The sequence below is a fragment of the Pseudomonas sp. GT1P32 genome (assembly GCF_054897805.1).
On sequence record NZ_CM142704.1, the window covers coordinates 518,185 to 532,456 of the forward strand.

General features: G+C 59.9%; 12 protein-coding genes. 7 read left to right on the plus strand and 5 right to left on the minus strand.

From position 1 onward, the window contains the following. Nucleotides 1-101 precede the first annotated feature (101 nt). Complete coding sequence (locus ACYZUC_RS02485) at nt 102-992, minus strand: LysR family transcriptional regulator (RefSeq protein ID WP_461993269.1); 891 nt, start codon at nt 990-992, stop codon at nt 102-104. Nucleotides 993-1,274: 282 nt separating this feature from the next. Here ACYZUC_RS02485 and moaB point away from each other — a divergent pair, with 282 nt between their 5' ends. Beyond that, entirely contained in the window at nt 1,275-1,814 is a 540-nt protein-coding gene (gene moaB / locus ACYZUC_RS02490; RefSeq protein ID WP_461993270.1) for a molybdenum cofactor biosynthesis protein B, read from the plus strand. Nucleotides 1,815-2,032: 218 nt separating this feature from the next. On the opposite strand, the gene ACYZUC_RS02495 is transcribed toward moaB, so the two are convergent. Together ACYZUC_RS02495 and moaA are read right to left on the minus strand one after the other, a co-directional pair. Then, nucleotides 2,033-2,932, minus strand: coding sequence for a bestrophin family protein (locus ACYZUC_RS02495; protein ID WP_414911731.1), 900 nt, complete (start codon nt 2,930-2,932; stop codon nt 2,033-2,035). A gap of 5 nt (nt 2,933-2,937) precedes the next feature. Beyond that, nucleotides 2,938-3,936 carry a GTP 3',8-cyclase MoaA gene (moaA, locus tag ACYZUC_RS02500; protein WP_461993272.1) on the minus strand — a complete coding sequence of 333 codons (999 nt, stop codon included), beginning with the start codon at nt 3,934-3,936 and terminating at the stop codon, nt 2,938-2,940. Between the two features lie 468 nt (nt 3,937-4,404). Here moaA and ACYZUC_RS02505 point away from each other — a divergent pair, with 468 nt between their 5' ends. The 4 genes from ACYZUC_RS02505 (at nt 4,405) to ACYZUC_RS02520 (ending at nt 9,457) form a co-directional block, all read left to right on the plus strand. Further along, a complete protein-coding gene (locus ACYZUC_RS02505; protein WP_461993274.1) occupies nt 4,405-6,729 on the plus strand; it encodes an FdhF/YdeP family oxidoreductase in 2,325 nt (774 codons plus the stop codon). 130 nt (nt 6,730-6,859) lie between these two features. Continuing rightward, nucleotides 6,860-8,281 carry a cytochrome ubiquinol oxidase subunit I gene (locus tag ACYZUC_RS02510; RefSeq protein ID WP_461993276.1) on the plus strand — a complete coding sequence of 474 codons (1,422 nt, stop codon included), beginning with the start codon at nt 6,860-6,862 and terminating at the stop codon, nt 8,279-8,281. A 17-nt stretch (nt 8,282-8,298) separates the two neighbouring features. Further along, nucleotides 8,299-9,315 carry a cytochrome d ubiquinol oxidase subunit II gene (gene cydB, locus ACYZUC_RS02515; protein WP_461993277.1) on the plus strand — a complete coding sequence of 339 codons (1,017 nt, stop codon included), beginning with the start codon at nt 8,299-8,301 and terminating at the stop codon, nt 9,313-9,315. Next, nucleotides 9,302-9,457, plus strand: coding sequence for a DUF2474 domain-containing protein (locus ACYZUC_RS02520; RefSeq protein ID WP_461993279.1), 156 nt, complete (start codon nt 9,302-9,304; stop codon nt 9,455-9,457). Before cydB ends, ACYZUC_RS02520 begins: the two co-directional genes overlap by 14 nt. Nucleotides 9,458-9,520: 63 nt before the next feature. Here the strand turns inward: ACYZUC_RS02520 and ACYZUC_RS02525 are convergent, their stop codons facing one another. Continuing rightward, a complete protein-coding gene (locus ACYZUC_RS02525) occupies nt 9,521-10,372 on the minus strand; it encodes a CAP domain-containing protein (protein ID WP_461993281.1) in 852 nt (283 codons plus the stop codon). Nucleotides 10,373-10,572: 200 nt separating this feature from the next. On the opposite strand from ACYZUC_RS02525, the gene ACYZUC_RS02530 reads away from it, so the two are divergent. Both ACYZUC_RS02530 and ACYZUC_RS02535 read left to right on the plus strand, forming a co-directional pair. Continuing rightward, entirely contained in the window at nt 10,573-11,193 is a 621-nt protein-coding gene (locus ACYZUC_RS02530; RefSeq protein ID WP_461993283.1) for a cell wall hydrolase, read from the plus strand. A 107-nt stretch (nt 11,194-11,300) separates the two neighbouring features. Further along, nucleotides 11,301-12,236, plus strand: coding sequence for a Ppx/GppA phosphatase family protein (locus ACYZUC_RS02535; RefSeq protein ID WP_008024127.1), 936 nt, complete (start codon nt 11,301-11,303; stop codon nt 12,234-12,236). 18 nt (nt 12,237-12,254) lie between these two features. Here the strand turns inward: ACYZUC_RS02535 and ACYZUC_RS02540 are convergent, their stop codons facing one another. Beyond that, nucleotides 12,255-14,270: a hypothetical protein gene (locus ACYZUC_RS02540; RefSeq protein WP_461993285.1), complete on the minus strand. Its 2,016-nt coding sequence runs from the start codon at nt 14,268-14,270 to the stop codon at nt 12,255-12,257. Nucleotides 14,271-14,272: the final 2 nt, after the last annotated feature.

A 14,272-nucleotide genomic window follows, 5' to 3' on the forward strand; every position in this document is an offset into this window, starting at 1 on the left:
TACGGATATTCAATTATTGCGTCCAATCGCTTGTTCCGATTCCGTGATTGGTGCTGTCGATCATCGCGTCCGCACGTTGTTTGTCGGAGGGCTGATTGACATCAGTTTGTTGCGTTGAATAACAATCGAGCCTCGGCAAAACATTTCTCGGCGATGGCCGAGCGCGGTTCGGTTTTGCGCATGATCAGGCCCAGCGGCGCAAGAACGCTGGCATCCGGCAGATTGATGAATGCCAGGTGTTCGATCGGCTCCTCCAGTCCGCTGTCCAGCGGCATGATCGAGCAGCAAAAGCCTTCGTGAATCGCCTGGAGCAACTGGTACGTCGAGTCACTTTCCAGGATCGGTTGCGGGTTGAGCCCGCGGCTGCGGAAACTCAGGTCGATGGATTTGCGGTAGTGCATGCCATTGCTGATCATCCCCAGCGGCAGTTCGGCGGCGTCTTCCCAGCTCATTTCAGTGCCTTCGAAATGGAAGTGACGGGTGTCGTAGAGCAGGCCAACGCGGGTCTCGCCGATTTCGAAGAACTCGAAATAATTGGGGTTCACGTGATCCAGGTAGCAGACACCCAGGTCCAGCTGGTTGTTGCCCAGGCCTTCGATGATCTGGTCCGAGCTCATCGAGTTCAGGCTGAACTTGAGCTCGGGAAAGCTGTGGGAAAGGCCCTTGATGTAGCTGACCGGATTGAAACTGCTGAGCGGAACCAGGCCCATGCGCAGGTTGCCGACCAGTTGGCCACGGCAGGCGGCTGCTTCGGCGAACAACCCGTCATGGGCCGCCAGCAGGGTTCTGGCCCACGCCAGTACACGCTCGCCAGCCTGGGTGAAGCCTTCGAAGCGCTGGCCTCGGGTGACCAGCACCAGATCCAGTTCATCCTCCAGATTACGCAAGCGCATGGACAGGGTGGGCTGGGTGATGTGGCAACGCGCGGCGGCTTGACCGAAGTGACGGGTCTGCTCCAGTGCGATCAGAAACTTGAGTTGTTTGATGTCCACGATGGCACCTGCCGATAGGGAATGGGCTGTCAGTATTAGCGTAGGTGCGAAGGGCACAGGCTTGGCATTTAACGTTATGAACAGACGATCTCACTGCCTCTCTTTTCAGTCCAATCAGTAATATTTAATGAGTCATCGGTGGGCTCTATCACTGCAGGATTTAATAGTCGAAGTGAGTGATAGAGGTGCTCGATAAGTTGGTTGGTTAGAGTGATTGGACAGTGATTGTTCAAGCGCTTTAGTCTCTGAAGGTTATTTAATTAATACCTGCCGGAGAAAGATATGAGCGTGAAATCGGATGCGTTATTTGTACCGTTGAATATTGCCGTGCTGACCGTTAGCGATACCCGTGAATATGCCAACGACACCTCAGGGCAATTGCTGGTCAGTCGATTGCTGGAAGCCGGCCACACCCTCAGTGAACGCAACTTGTTGAAGGACGACTTGTACAAAATCCGCGCCCAGGTGGCGAACTGGATCGCCGATGACGGGATTCAAGTGGTGCTGATTACCGGCGGCACCGGCTTCACCGGCCGCGACAGTACACCCGAGGCCGTGGCGTGTTTGCTGGACAAACAGATTGACGGTTTTGGTGAGCTGTTCCGGGCGATCTCCATCCTCGACATCGGCACCTCAACGGTACAGAGCCGGGCATTGGCCGGGCTGGCCAACGGTACGCTGGTGTGCTGCCTGCCAGGTTCGACCGGCGCCTGTCGAACCGCGTGGGAAGGCATCCTCGCCGAGCAGTTGGATGCCCGTCACCGGCCGTGCAACTTTGTGCCGCATCTCAAAGCGGTGCAGGCGTGCGGGCCACGGGGATGAGTTCGTCAGCGTTGATGCCGGTGGAGGAAGCTATCGCCAAGCTGTTGGCGATGGTCCTCGCAACAGATTTTTGCAGGTCGCGCCCCCGAAGCCTTGCTGCCGGGTACGCGAGGTTGCACGCAAGAGGTCGGTGACCCGGTGCGCTTTATCCCTTTCAGCGAAGTGTTCTAAAGCACGTCAACCACCCCTCACCGTTGGCTGAGGGGTGAACGCCTCGATCACTCAAGTACGTAATCAACGGGCTCCAGCACCGGAGGAAGCTGCGTCGCCCCCAGCGCCGACAGCACTTCACGTTCGATAATGCGCACCAGGGCATCGGTGGGCAGGTCATTTTCGTCACGACCGAACGGGTCTTCCAGTTCATCGCCAATCGCGTCCAGCCCGAAAAACGTGTAGCTGACAATGGCGGTGAAAATCGGTGTCAGCCAGCCCAACGGTTCGGCCATGGCGAAGGGCAGCAAGATGCAGAACAGGTAAATGGTCCGGTGCAGCAACAGGGTGTAGGGAAACGGCAGCGGCGTATGTTTGATTCGTTCGCACACGGCCTGGGCCTGGGTCAGGCGGGTCAGATGATTGGCCATGAGCGTATAGCGCCATTCATTGATCGCGCCCGATTCGCTGAGCGTCGAACACTGTTGGCCGACCTGCAGCAGAATTTGCCCACTCAGGTCGGGAGTATTGTTCCTCGGCATCGGGTCGAGCCAGTCGCCACTGGCCGCCAGTTCATTTTCCGAGCGCAGTTTCGCGTTGAGCGCATGGGCGAAGCCGCAGAGGTTGCTGAGGATTTTTGAGCGTTCGCCGGCGTCCTTGATGATCTGGGTTTCGCGAATCATCGACCGAATGTCCACGATCACATCACCCCACGCCTTGCGTGCTTCATACCAGCGGTCATAGCAGGCGTTGTTGCGAAAGCTCATGAAGATCGACAACGACAAGCCCAGCAGGGTGAACGGCGTTGCACTGACCTTGGAGAAATAACTGGGGTGCAGGGTCTCGATCAGCACGATGGCCGAGGCGAGCACGGTCACCATCAGGCTGCGCCAGGCAATACGTTTGGCGATCGAACCCTTGAGTGAAGTCAGGACGCCGATCAGATTGGGTTTGGGTCTCACGATCATGGTCTTCAGCCGCCCGTCATGTTCATGAAGCGAACCACCTGAACATCATCGTTCACTTCGAAATTGTGCCGATAAGGCTTGAGCTTCATCGCCTCGATAATGGCTTTTTCCAAGCGTTCGGGCTGACCGGGATGGGCGCGCAATACGGCCTTGAGGTCGACCGAATGTTCGTTGCCCAGGCACAGCAGCAGCCGGCCTTCCACGGTCAGCCGCACCCGGTTGCAGGTGCCGCAAAAGTTGTGGCTGTGGGGGGAAATGAACCCCAGGCGAATCTGTGGCGCCTCGGCCAGACGCCAGTAGCGGGAAGGGCCCTGGGTCGACTCGGCGGAGTCAATCAAAGTGTAGCGCTCGGCAATTCGTTCACGTACCTGGGCGCTGGAATAAAACGATTCCGCGCGGCTGTGCTCATGGATGGTGCCCAAGGGCATTTCTTCGATGAATGAAATGTCGAGCTGGCGGTCGATGGCGAAGCTCACCAGATCGTTGATCTCGTGATCGTTGCGGCCCTTCATCACCACGCAATTGAGCTTGGTGTTGCGAAACCCGGCGGCGTTGGCGGCGTCGATGCCTTTGATGACTTGTGCCAGATCGCCGGTGCGCGTCAGTTCGCGAAAGCGCTGCGGGTCCAGGCAGTCGAGGCTGATGTTGAGCCGTTTGACCCCGGCGTCGAACAACGGCTTGGCCAGTTTGCTCAACTGCGAACCATTGGTGGTCATGCACAATTCCCGCAGGCCGGGCAGGGCGGCGATGCGTTCGCACAGTTGCACCACGCCGGGACGAATCAACGGCTCGCCGCCGGTCAGGCGGATTTTGCGGGTGCCCAGGGCCACGAAGCTTTCGGCTGCTTGGTAGATTTCTTCCAGGGTCAGGATTCGTTGGCGTGGCAGGAACTGCATGTCTTCGGCCATGCAGTACACGCAACGGAAGTCGCAACGATCGGTGACAGACATCCGCAGATAGTCCACGCGCCGGGAGAACCCATCGATCAAGACTCGCTCTGACATGACAGCCTCGCTTGGCGGTTTTGGTGGTAATGACCCGCGCACTTTGTAATGGAAATTCCGTCGTTATCCGGAATGTATGGCGGGACGCTTTTGTAGGAGCCGGCTTGCTGGCGATGGCGGCCTCACTGACGCCATCGTCGGAACGCCGCCCGCAGCAAGCCGGCTCCTACAAGTCAGTCACCCGTTACAGGCCCGTTGTTTTGCGACCCGAACCGCAGGCTAAGTGCAACTATGGAGGGCGTCCAATCACTATTAATGACCGGGTGATCGATGGGCTCTATGACAAACTTTTTTCAAGCGTTAAAGTTATTTATTAAACATTCAAGCCATTGAAAAAAAAGGGATAAAACCCGTGATAGATCTCTTCGATAATGTGGTCATTAATAGCGATTAGACAATATTCAGACCCCATTCATATGCTTGCTCCGTACTTCGAAAAGCCTGTGTGCAATGTCACGGAGAAGCATCATGTCTCAAGTCGACCGTTACAAACCTTACAAGGGTGCCGCTGCCGGTTGGGGGGCGTTGATCGCCGTCACCAAGAACTGGCTGGGCAGTGAGAACGCCCTGAAAAATATCCGCGCCATGCTCAAGACAAACCAGAACGGTGGCTTCGACTGCCCGGGCTGCGCCTGGGGGGAGTCGCCGGAGAACGGCATGGTCAAGTTCTGCGAAAACGGCGCCAAGGCGGTCAACTGGGAAGCGACCGGCCGCCTGGTGAACCCGGCTTTCTTCAACAATTACACAGTGTCGACGCTGGCCGAGCAAAGCGATTACTGGCTGGAGTATCAAGGCCGGCTCACCCATCCGATGCGCTACGACGCGCAGTCGGACCGTTACGTGGAAACCACCTGGGATGACGCGTTCGCCCTGATTGCCCGGCACCTCAATGCGCTCGAATCGCCGGATCAGGCCGAGTTCTACACCTCGGGCCGGGCCAGCAACGAGGCGGCTTTTCTGTACCAGTTGTTCGTACGGGCCTACGGCACCAATAATTTCCCGGACTGCTCCAACATGTGCCACGAAGCCAGTGCCGTCAGCATGGGCGAGAGCCTGGGCGTGGGCAAAGGCACCGTGGTGTTCGATGACCTGGAGCATGCCGACGCGATCTTCGTCATCGGCCAGAACCCTGGCACCAACCATCCACGGATGCTTGAGCCGCTGCGCGAAGCGGTGAAGCGCGGGGCGCAGGTGATCTGCATCAACCCGCTCAAAGAGCGCGGGCTGGAGCGTTTCCAGCATCCGCAGCACCCGATCGAGATGTTGTTGAACGGCTCCGAGCCGACCAACACCGCCTACTTCCGCCCGGCACTCGGCGGCGACATGGCGGTGATGCGCGGCATGGTCAAGTTCCTCTTGCAGTGGGAGCGCGAAGCTCAAGCCAGCGGCGGTGAACCGGTGTTTGACCACGCCTTCATCGCTGAACATACCTCGGGGATGGATGAGTATCTGGCGCAAGTCGATGCCACCACCTGGGAGCACATCGAGGAACAGTCCGGCATGAACCTGGCGGACATCGAACTCGCCGCGCGCATGTACGCCAAGGCCAAAGCCGTGATCATGTGCTGGGCGATGGGCTTGACCCAGCACACGCACTCGGTGCCGATGCTGCAGGAAGTCATCAACCTGATGCTGTTGCGCGGCAACGTCGGCCGCCCCGGCGCGGGCCTATCGCCGGTGCGCGGTCACAGCAACGTGCAAGGCGACCGGACCATGGGTATCAATGAGCTGGCGCCGGTCGAGCTGCTGGACGCACTGGAAAAACGCTTTTCGTTCAAACCGCCACGCGAGCACGGCCACAATACCGTGATGGCGATTTCGGCGATGGAGCAGGGCCGTTCGAAAGTGTTCATCGCCCTGGGCGGCAACTTCGCTCAAGCCACCCCGGACACCCCGCGCACCCACGACGCGTTGCGCAAGTGCGACCTCACCGTGCACATCGCCACCAAACTCAACCGCAGCCATTTGGTTACCGGGCGGGAGGCGCTGATTCTGCCGTGCCTGGGTCGCACCGACATCGACGTGCAAGCCGAGGGGCCACAAGGCGTCACTGTGGAAGACACCTTCAGCATGATCCACATCTCCCATGGCCAGTTGAAACCCAAGTCGGTGCACCTGCGTTCGGAACCGGCGATCATTGCCGGGATCGCCGCCGCCACGCTGGGCAAGCATCCGATCGACTGGAACTGGGCCATCGGCGACTACGGGCGCATCCGCAACATGATTGCCGACACCATTCCAGGCTTCGAAGATTTCAATCAACGGTTGCTGCACCCGGGCGGTTTCCACATGCCGAACAACGCTTCGAATCGCGTCTGGAAAACCGCGACCGGTAAAGCGCAGTTCACCCCGAGTGTGTTGCCGGAGCACCTGATCAGCGCAGGCGTGCGCAACCTGGCAGAGAAACCGGATCTGATCCTGCAAACCATGCGTTCCCACGATCAATACAACACCACCCTGTACGGTCTGGATGATCGTTATCGCGGGGTCTACGGCATGCGCGACGTGGTGTTCGTCAACGAGCAGGACATTCGCAAACTCGGCTTCGAGCCGGGGCAGAAAGTCGATCTGGTCGCACTCTGGGACGATGACCGTGAGCGTCGTGTCAGCGGCTTCACCCTGATTGCCTACGACATTCCGCCGGGCCAAGCCGCCGCTTACTACCCGGAAACCAATCCACTGGTTCCGCTGGAAAGCTACGGTGACCGCACGTTCACCCCGACCTCCAAGTTCGTCGCGATCCGGCTCGAACAGGCGGGCACCAGCAACGTGATCATGTCTTCCGTCGCGTAGTTCAGACCGGAGCGGCGCCGCACGCCGCACCGGTTTCACCCTTTCGACATTAGTTGGCTGCGGGCCTTACGGCCCGACGGTGGCCCGGCTGTGTGCCGTTTTCAACTCAGCCTCGATGAGGATGTTCAGCATGTTTAACCTGGAGGCACTGGACCTGGCGCGCATTCAATTCGCGTTCACGGTTTCGTTCCACATCATCTTTCCCGCCATCACCATCGGCCTGGCGAGTTTCCTCGCCGTGCTCGAAGGGCTTTGGCTCAAGACCCACAACGACACCTATCGTGACCTCTACCACTTCTGGTCGAAGATCTTTGCCGTCAATTTTGGCATGGGTGTGGTCTCTGGCCTGGTCATGGCGTATGAGTTCGGCACCAACTGGAGTCGCTTTTCCGACTTCGCCGGCAGCATCACCGGTCCGTTGCTGACCTATGAAGTGCTCACCGCATTCTTCCTTGAAGCGGGCTTCCTCGGGGTCATGCTGTTCGGCTGGAACCGGGTAGGGCGCGGCTTGCACTTTTTTGCCACGGTGATGGTGGCGATCGGCACGTTGATTTCGACCTTCTGGATTCTCGCGTCGAACAGCTGGATGCAAACGCCTCAAGGTTTCCAGATCGTCGATGGCCGGGTGATGCCGATGGACTGGCTGGCCATTGTGTTCAACCCGTCGTCCCCGTTCCGCCTGGCGCACATGGCGATTGCCGCGTTCGTCGCCACCGCGTTTTTCGTCGGCTCGTCGGCGGCGTGGCATTTGCTGCGCGGCAACGACACCCGTCAGGTGCGCAAAATGCTCTCGATGGCGCTGTGGATGGCGTTGATCGTGGCGCCGATTCAGGCGGTGGTGGGTGACGCTCATGGCTTGAACACGCTGGAGCATCAACCGGCGAAAATCGCTGCGATCGAGGGCCACTGGGAAAACGCCGACAACGGGCCGACGCCACTGGTGCTGTTTGGCATCCCGGACATGCAGGCCGAGAAAACCCGCTACGCCGTGGAAATCCCGTACCTCGGCAGCCTGATCCTGACCCACAGTCTGGACAAACAGATTCCCGCGCTCAAAAGCTTCCCGAAAGAAGACCGGCCCAACGCGACGATTATCTTCTGGAGTTTTCGCGTGATGGCGGGCCTTGGCATGTTGATGATTCTCGCCGGTCTGCTCGGGCTCGCGTTGCGCCGCAATGGTGGAATCTATCGGCATCGCGGTTTCCTGCGTTTTGTATTGTGGATGGGGCCCAGCGGCCTGGTCGCGATGCTCGCCGGCTGGATCACCACCGAAGTGGGCCGTCAGCCATGGGTGGTCTACGGATTGATGAGGACGGCGGACGCGGCTTCTCACCATTCGGTCGCACAGCTGAGTATCTCGTTGGCGTTGTTCGTGGTGATCTACTTCTCGGTGTTCACGGTGGGGATCGGCTACATGATGAAACTGGTGCGCAAGGGGCCGCAACCGCATCACGCGCATCCTGTCGGCGACTCCTCCGCTCAAGTAATAACGCCACGTCGGCCGCTGTCCGCCGACGCCGAAAACCTCGACACCGACGCCCGCGTCCATTGAATAAGGGGAGTTGAATCATGGGTATTCAAGGTATCGACCTCTCGCTGATCTGGGGCGTGATCATCGCCTTCGGCGTGATGATGTACGTGATCATGGACGGCTTTGATCTGGGGTTGGGCATCCTGTTCCCGCTGATCCCGGATGCACGGGAACGCGATGTGATGATGAACACCGTGGCGCCGGTCTGGGATGGCAATGAAACCTGGCTGGTGCTGGGTGGCGCGGCGCTGTATGGCGCGTTTCCGCTGGCGTATTCGGTGATTCTGGAAGCGCTGTACCTGCCGCTGATATTGATGCTGTGCGGGCTGATCTTTCGCGGTGTCGCGTTTGAGTTCCGCTTCAAGGCCAGCCCGCAAAAGCGTCACATCTGGGATCTGGCGTTTATCGGCGGTTCGCTATTGGCGACCTTTGCCCAAGGCGTGGTGATCGGTGCTTACATCGTCGGCATCCCGGTGGTCGATCGGCAGTTCGCCGGTGGCACGCTGGACTGGCTGGCACCGTTTCCGTTGTTCTGCGGGGTGGGGTTGATCGTCGCTTACGCGTTGTTGGGCAGCACCTGGTTGCTGGTCAAGACCGAAGGCATGCTCGAATCGCGGATGCGCCTGTTCACGCGTCCGTTGGCCTGGCTGCTGTTGGCGGTGATCGGCGTGATCTGTGTCTGGACACCGATCCTGCACCCGGACATCGCGACGCGCTGGTTTGCCCACGCCCATCTGGTGGTGTTTGGCGGCTTGGCGTTGTTGGCCGCGCTCGCGTTCTTCGGCCTGCTAAGTACTTTGCGTCAGCGCCACACCCACTGGCCCTTCGTTTTTACCTTGGCGCTGGTGTTCCTGGGTTACATCGGATTGGCGTTCAGCATCTGGCCGAACATCGTGCCGCCCTCCATCAACCTCTGGGCCGCGGCATCACCACCCACCAGCCAGTTGTTCATCCTGATCGGGGCCTTGTTCATCCTGCCGATCATCCTGATGTACACCGTCTGGAGTTACTACGTGTTCCGCGGCAAAGTGAGGATCGGCGATGGCTATCATTAATTCGCGTCAACCAGAACCCGCACGCTGGTATCGGCGCCTCGGCTGGCTGGTGCTGATCTGGTTCGGTAGTGTGTTGGCGCTGGGCGTCGTGGCGGGGGCATTACGATTGTTGATGCATGCGGCGGGAATGAGCGCGCACTGACTTGAAAAAAACAACCCGGACGCCGTCATGGCGGTCCGGGTTTTTGCGTTTGTCGGCGGGCGTTTACGGCGAACCAAACATCACTGTCCAGTAAATCCCCGAATCGCTCTTCGGGTCCACCGCATACGCCGCGCCCAACTCCTGGAACTGCGGGTTCATCAGGTTCGCGCAGTGGCCGGGGCTGGCGACCCAGCCATCGACGACCTTGCGCACGCTGTCTTGCCCGGCCGCGATGTTCTCGCCGATCTGCTGGCCGCTGTAACCCGCCAGTTCTGCCCGGTCACCCGGCGTGCGACCGTCGCGGTCCTTGTGATCGAAGTAATTGTTGTTGGCCATGGACCGGGAATGCTCCTCGGCCGCTGTCGACAATATGGCGTTCCAGGTCAGCGGCGTGGCGGCGGCAAAGGATTGGGTGCCGCACTGACGTGGACGGCTGCGGGCGACGTTGAGTTCGGCCAGCAGCTTCTGGCCTTCGGCCTGCGAGTTGCCCAGTTTCGCGCTCAACAGCGGCCGCGCGAGCACGATGCGCCATTCACGGTCCTGGCGGCTCACGCCGATGTCGACGAATTGCGGGTCGAGCACGATCTGGCAAAAGCTCTCCTGGATCGCTTTCATCGCCGCCGCCGCATCACGCGGCCCGGACAGGCTGATCGCCTGCACATTCTTCATCGGATAATTCGCCGCGACCATGGCCTGTTGCAGATTGCCGATGCTGGTGGCGGACAACGCCAGCCGTGGGTCACCCGCCAGCGGTGGCAGTTCTGACGAAACCTGGCCCGCGCAACGTTGCACCTGACTGCGGTAATCGTTGATCGAGTCGATCAGTTGTTTCTCGTCGGCCGCCAGCGCATTCACGGCGAACAACAGCCCCAGCGACAACGTGGCAAGACGCAAAACGGGTGGCAGGACACGCATGGAAATCTCCCTTGTTCGGACTGCGCCCATGATGCGCGATTTCACCCCCGTGAGCGCAATGCCTTTTCACACTGAAATACAGGTTGTCGGCTGTCTGTCGAAATGAAAACGGGCAACTACAATCAAGCGATGTCGCTGGCCACGGGCGCTCAGCGTCGACAGTTTGATGCTTGAATCCAGTCCACTCAGAAGGGTCGATCATGCGCTTGATCTGGATAGCAACCTGCTTTGCAATCACGCTACTCGGCGGCCAGGCATCGGCGGCTGAACAGGAACAAAAAAAGGAAGTGGCCGAAAACAAGGCCGAAGTGCTGGAACAGAAAGCGGCGGAGAAGGGTGCCGATGTGCCGGTGCCCAAGTCCGAAGCGATTACCACCTCCGAAGTGCAGGCGGTCGACCCGGCAGGCGCGTCGCCGCTGGACGATGCAATCACCTGTCTGGCGCGCTCCATTTATTGGGAAGCCAAGGGCAAATCCTCCGCCGACATGGAAGCCGTGGCCAGCGTGGTGATGAATCGCCTGGGCCATGAGGGCTTTCCGGACACGGTGTGCGCGGTGGTCAAACAAGGTTCTGAAACCAAGAGCTGCCAGTTTTCCTGGTGGTGTGACGGGCGTTCCGATCAGGTCCAGGAAGAAACCCAATACACGATCGCCAAGGAAATCGCGCGCAAGGCGCTCAACAAGCAGCTCAACGACCGCACCAACGGCGCGATGTATTTTCACGACCGCAACGTGAACCCCGATTGGGCCAGCAAATACATCAAGACCACCGAGACCAGCATGTTTCTCTTCTATAAGCCCAAGGGTGGAGAGGCCCATTAGCGATGTCATCTGGATGTCATCGAACCCATGTAAAAATTCTTGCAAACCGTCTTGAACGTTCAGTGGGCCTGGGTCTGCTGACAGATGAATTTGCAAGGAATACCTCAATGAAAGGAGATGCCTCCCTGTTTGCGGCCATCGACCTGGGTTCCAATGCGTTTCGCATGATGATCGGCCAGTCGGTCAAGCGGAATCAGCAACTGGTGATCCAGGAGGTGAAAACCCTGCGCGAGCCAGTGCGTCTGGCTGAGGGTTTTCAGGGCGGTGCGCTGGACGAAATGGCACTGGACCGCGGATGGCAGGCACTCGCGCGATTCGGCAAAAAGTTACGCGGCTTTGAGCCCGGTCGTGTGCGGGCGGTGGCGACCAGCGCCGTGCGTGAAGCCGACAATGCCCAATTGTTCCTGGCCAGCGCAGAGCGGCATCTGGGATTCCGCATCGATGTGATCTCCGGGCATGAAGAAGCGCGGCTGGTTTACGCCGGTGTGGCCCACACAGTTCCAGGTACGGAACGCAAACGGCTGGTGATCGACGTCGGTGGCGGCTCCACGGAATTGATCCTCGGGCAGGGCGCGCAGCCGCTGTTGACCGAAAGCATTGCCATCGGCAGCGGCACCTTTGGTGCGCGTTATTTTCAAGGAGGGCGCATCACGGCTCCGGCGCTGCTGGAAGCCGAGCGTGTCGCCACCCTGCAATTCGAACGCGTGGCGCGCCGTTATCGCTCGCTGGGCTGGCAGCAAGTGATCGGCTCATCAGGCACCGCACGGATGCTCGCCAAAGTGCTCAAGGCCAACGGTTTGAATGACGAAGGCCAGAGCGGCATTACCTACAGCGGCCTGTTGCGCCTGTCGTTGCGCCTGCTGGAAGTGGGGCACGTCAATCAACTCAGACTCGCGGGCCTGCAAAGTCACCGCCTGAGCATCCTGCCCGGCGGACTGGTGCTGATGCTGGCAGCGTTCAAAGTCTTCGGCGTCTCGCACATGACACCGTCCGAGCCCGGTTTGCGGTTCGGTGTACTGCATGGGTTGATGTCCCGGCACTGAGTGCCAGCCGCGATCCCTTCAGAACTTCGCATAGTTCAACGCATCGACCACGGCCGAGCCGCCGATACCGGTGAGTGAAAGCAGCAGCGCACGGATCAGCGGGTCTTCGGCGTAGCGCGAGAACGAACCGGTGTTGAGCGTGGCGACCCGTTCGCGAATCATTTTGAATTTGCCGTAGCCCGGCGTTGCTTCGGCGTTTTCCAGCAGGTAGGCGTCGAGTCGTTGCAGGGCCACCGTGCGGGCCTTTTCGGCGGCACGGCGCAGTGACAGCGCGGAGGTGAGCAACACCAGTGCCGTCAGCAGGTAGGAAATCATCAGGCCCGGCGGCGTCGGCCAGTTGTCGAACAGGCTGCTGCGCGAGGCCAGCAGAATCAACATCACCACCGTTGGTGCGTAGATGAGGCGATTGACCGCCGAGGTGCGTTTGGCGATCAGCTGTAAATCCACCCACTCGTCGATGCAGGGATGCTTGAGGGTGCCGAAGATTTTCTTGTGCTGCAGCTGCAAGCTGCCGGGCCAGATCGCGTGATGCTCGCTGAGGTGGCGGATAAATCGCGTCAGCAACAGATTGGCGTCGACCACCCAGAACACCAGGGTCTGGAACACCAGGGTCGGAATCAGCCAGCTCCACATCCACCACGCCGATTCACCGCGCACCGGCGTGCCTTCCATGGGCCAGATGACAAACAACACGCTGGTCACCACGACGTACAGCCACGTGGCCAGAATCGCCCGCAACATTCGCGCGCCAAACGATCCGCAGACGCAGTGCTCACCCCAGAAGCGCGCAATGGAAATCATCTTGCGCCCGTCCGTGCACGCGGCTTGAGCGGGTTTGCAGGTCTTGGACCATTCTTCGCTGGCGCTCAGCAGCGGGAAAAAAATCAGCAGCAGGCAATGCCCCAGCTCGTTGCACCAGCGGCGAAATGTCCAGCCTTTGCTACGGCGAATCAGGCGTCGGAACTGTCCCCACAAGGTCATTTCGTATTTGCGCATGTGCAGGTGCAAGTGGAACGCGGTTTCGATCTCGGCCCGGTTGATGCGCAGGTTGCGCCAGCCCCATGCCAGCGCCGACAGGGAAATCAGCACGGCCAGCAAGCGCAGGGCCACGGTTGGCCAGGCACTGATGCCCTCGAACAGGAACATCGGTTCGCCGAGGCCGTTTTCGGTCAACGTGGCGCGCATCTGGTACGCCAGCATCAGCGCGAGGATAAACATCACCAACGGCACCACGATGTACCACGCTCGGGAGTCGAGACCGGTGCTCAGGTTGCCGGGCGCTTCCTTGGCGAACGCCAGTTGCCTGGCAGAGCGTCGGAGCAGGTTTGACGAGACGATTCCCAGCAGGATCAGCACGAAGGTGAACCAGAGGAACTCCGCGTGCCAGAACCGCGTGGCGATAAAAGCGCAGGCCGCCGCCACCATGTACAGCGTGATGGGTACGCCTCGCACCCAGGCCAGTCGTGTGTCGTGATCATCTCGCGGGCCTTCGATGCGCCACCAGACGATGAACCCGGCGAGGATCAGCAGGGTGATCGTCAGCGGCCCGGCCCAGAAAAATGATTGGGCTTGCTTGAAACGCTCGCGGATGGATTTTGAGGGCTCGGGGTAGGGCGGTGGCGTCGGATCCTGGAGGCAGCGCAGCGCCATCAGATCGTGCGGGCGCACGCCGCGATCGGATTGCGATTGTGTCGGCGCCTCGCAGGTGGCCGGGCGCGAGGCGGTCAGCCGGCTCGCCAAGGGAATGAAGCCGCTGATGCCGACTTCATAAATACCCGGCGACAGCAGCTCCGATTTTGAATAGTCGAACTTCGCCCGTTTGGCGTCGAAGGATTGCGGCGCCAGTGCGGCCAGCACGGAGATGAACACCGCACTTTGCAGGCTGTCGCGAAACGGTGGCACGTCTTGTTGCAAGGCGCGGGTCAGCGTCAGCCCGTAAGGCGCGGCCAGGATCAGGTTGCGCGTGGTTTGCGCCTGGCCCCGTTGCAGCATGCGGGCGTCGAGGTCGGTGGAAAAATACAGCTTGTACGGCATCC

Coding starts and splice junctions, on each gene's coding strand:
- moaB (WP_461993270.1), top strand. CDS start 1,275: ATGAGCGTGAAATCGGATGCGTTATTTGTACCGTTGAATATTGCCGTG.
- ACYZUC_RS02495 (WP_414911731.1), bottom strand. CDS start 2,932: ATGATCGTGAGACCCAAACCCAATCTGATCGGCGTCCTGACTTCACTC.
- moaA (WP_461993272.1), bottom strand. CDS start 3,936: ATGTCAGAGCGAGTCTTGATCGATGGGTTCTCCCGGCGCGTGGACTAT.
- ACYZUC_RS02505 (WP_461993274.1), top strand. CDS start 4,405: ATGTCTCAAGTCGACCGTTACAAACCTTACAAGGGTGCCGCTGCCGGT.
- ACYZUC_RS02510 (WP_461993276.1), top strand. CDS start 6,860: ATGTTTAACCTGGAGGCACTGGACCTGGCGCGCATTCAATTCGCGTTC.
- cydB (WP_461993277.1), top strand. CDS start 8,299: ATGGGTATTCAAGGTATCGACCTCTCGCTGATCTGGGGCGTGATCATC.
- ACYZUC_RS02520 (WP_461993279.1), top strand. CDS start 9,302: ATGGCTATCATTAATTCGCGTCAACCAGAACCCGCACGCTGGTATCGG.
- ACYZUC_RS02525 (WP_461993281.1), bottom strand. CDS start 10,372: ATGCGTGTCCTGCCACCCGTTTTGCGTCTTGCCACGTTGTCGCTGGGG.
- ACYZUC_RS02530 (WP_461993283.1), top strand. CDS start 10,573: ATGCGCTTGATCTGGATAGCAACCTGCTTTGCAATCACGCTACTCGGC.
- ACYZUC_RS02535 (WP_008024127.1), top strand. CDS start 11,301: ATGAAAGGAGATGCCTCCCTGTTTGCGGCCATCGACCTGGGTTCCAAT.
- ACYZUC_RS02540 (WP_461993285.1), bottom strand. CDS start 14,270: ATGCCGTACAAGCTGTATTTTTCCACCGACCTCGACGCCCGCATGCTG.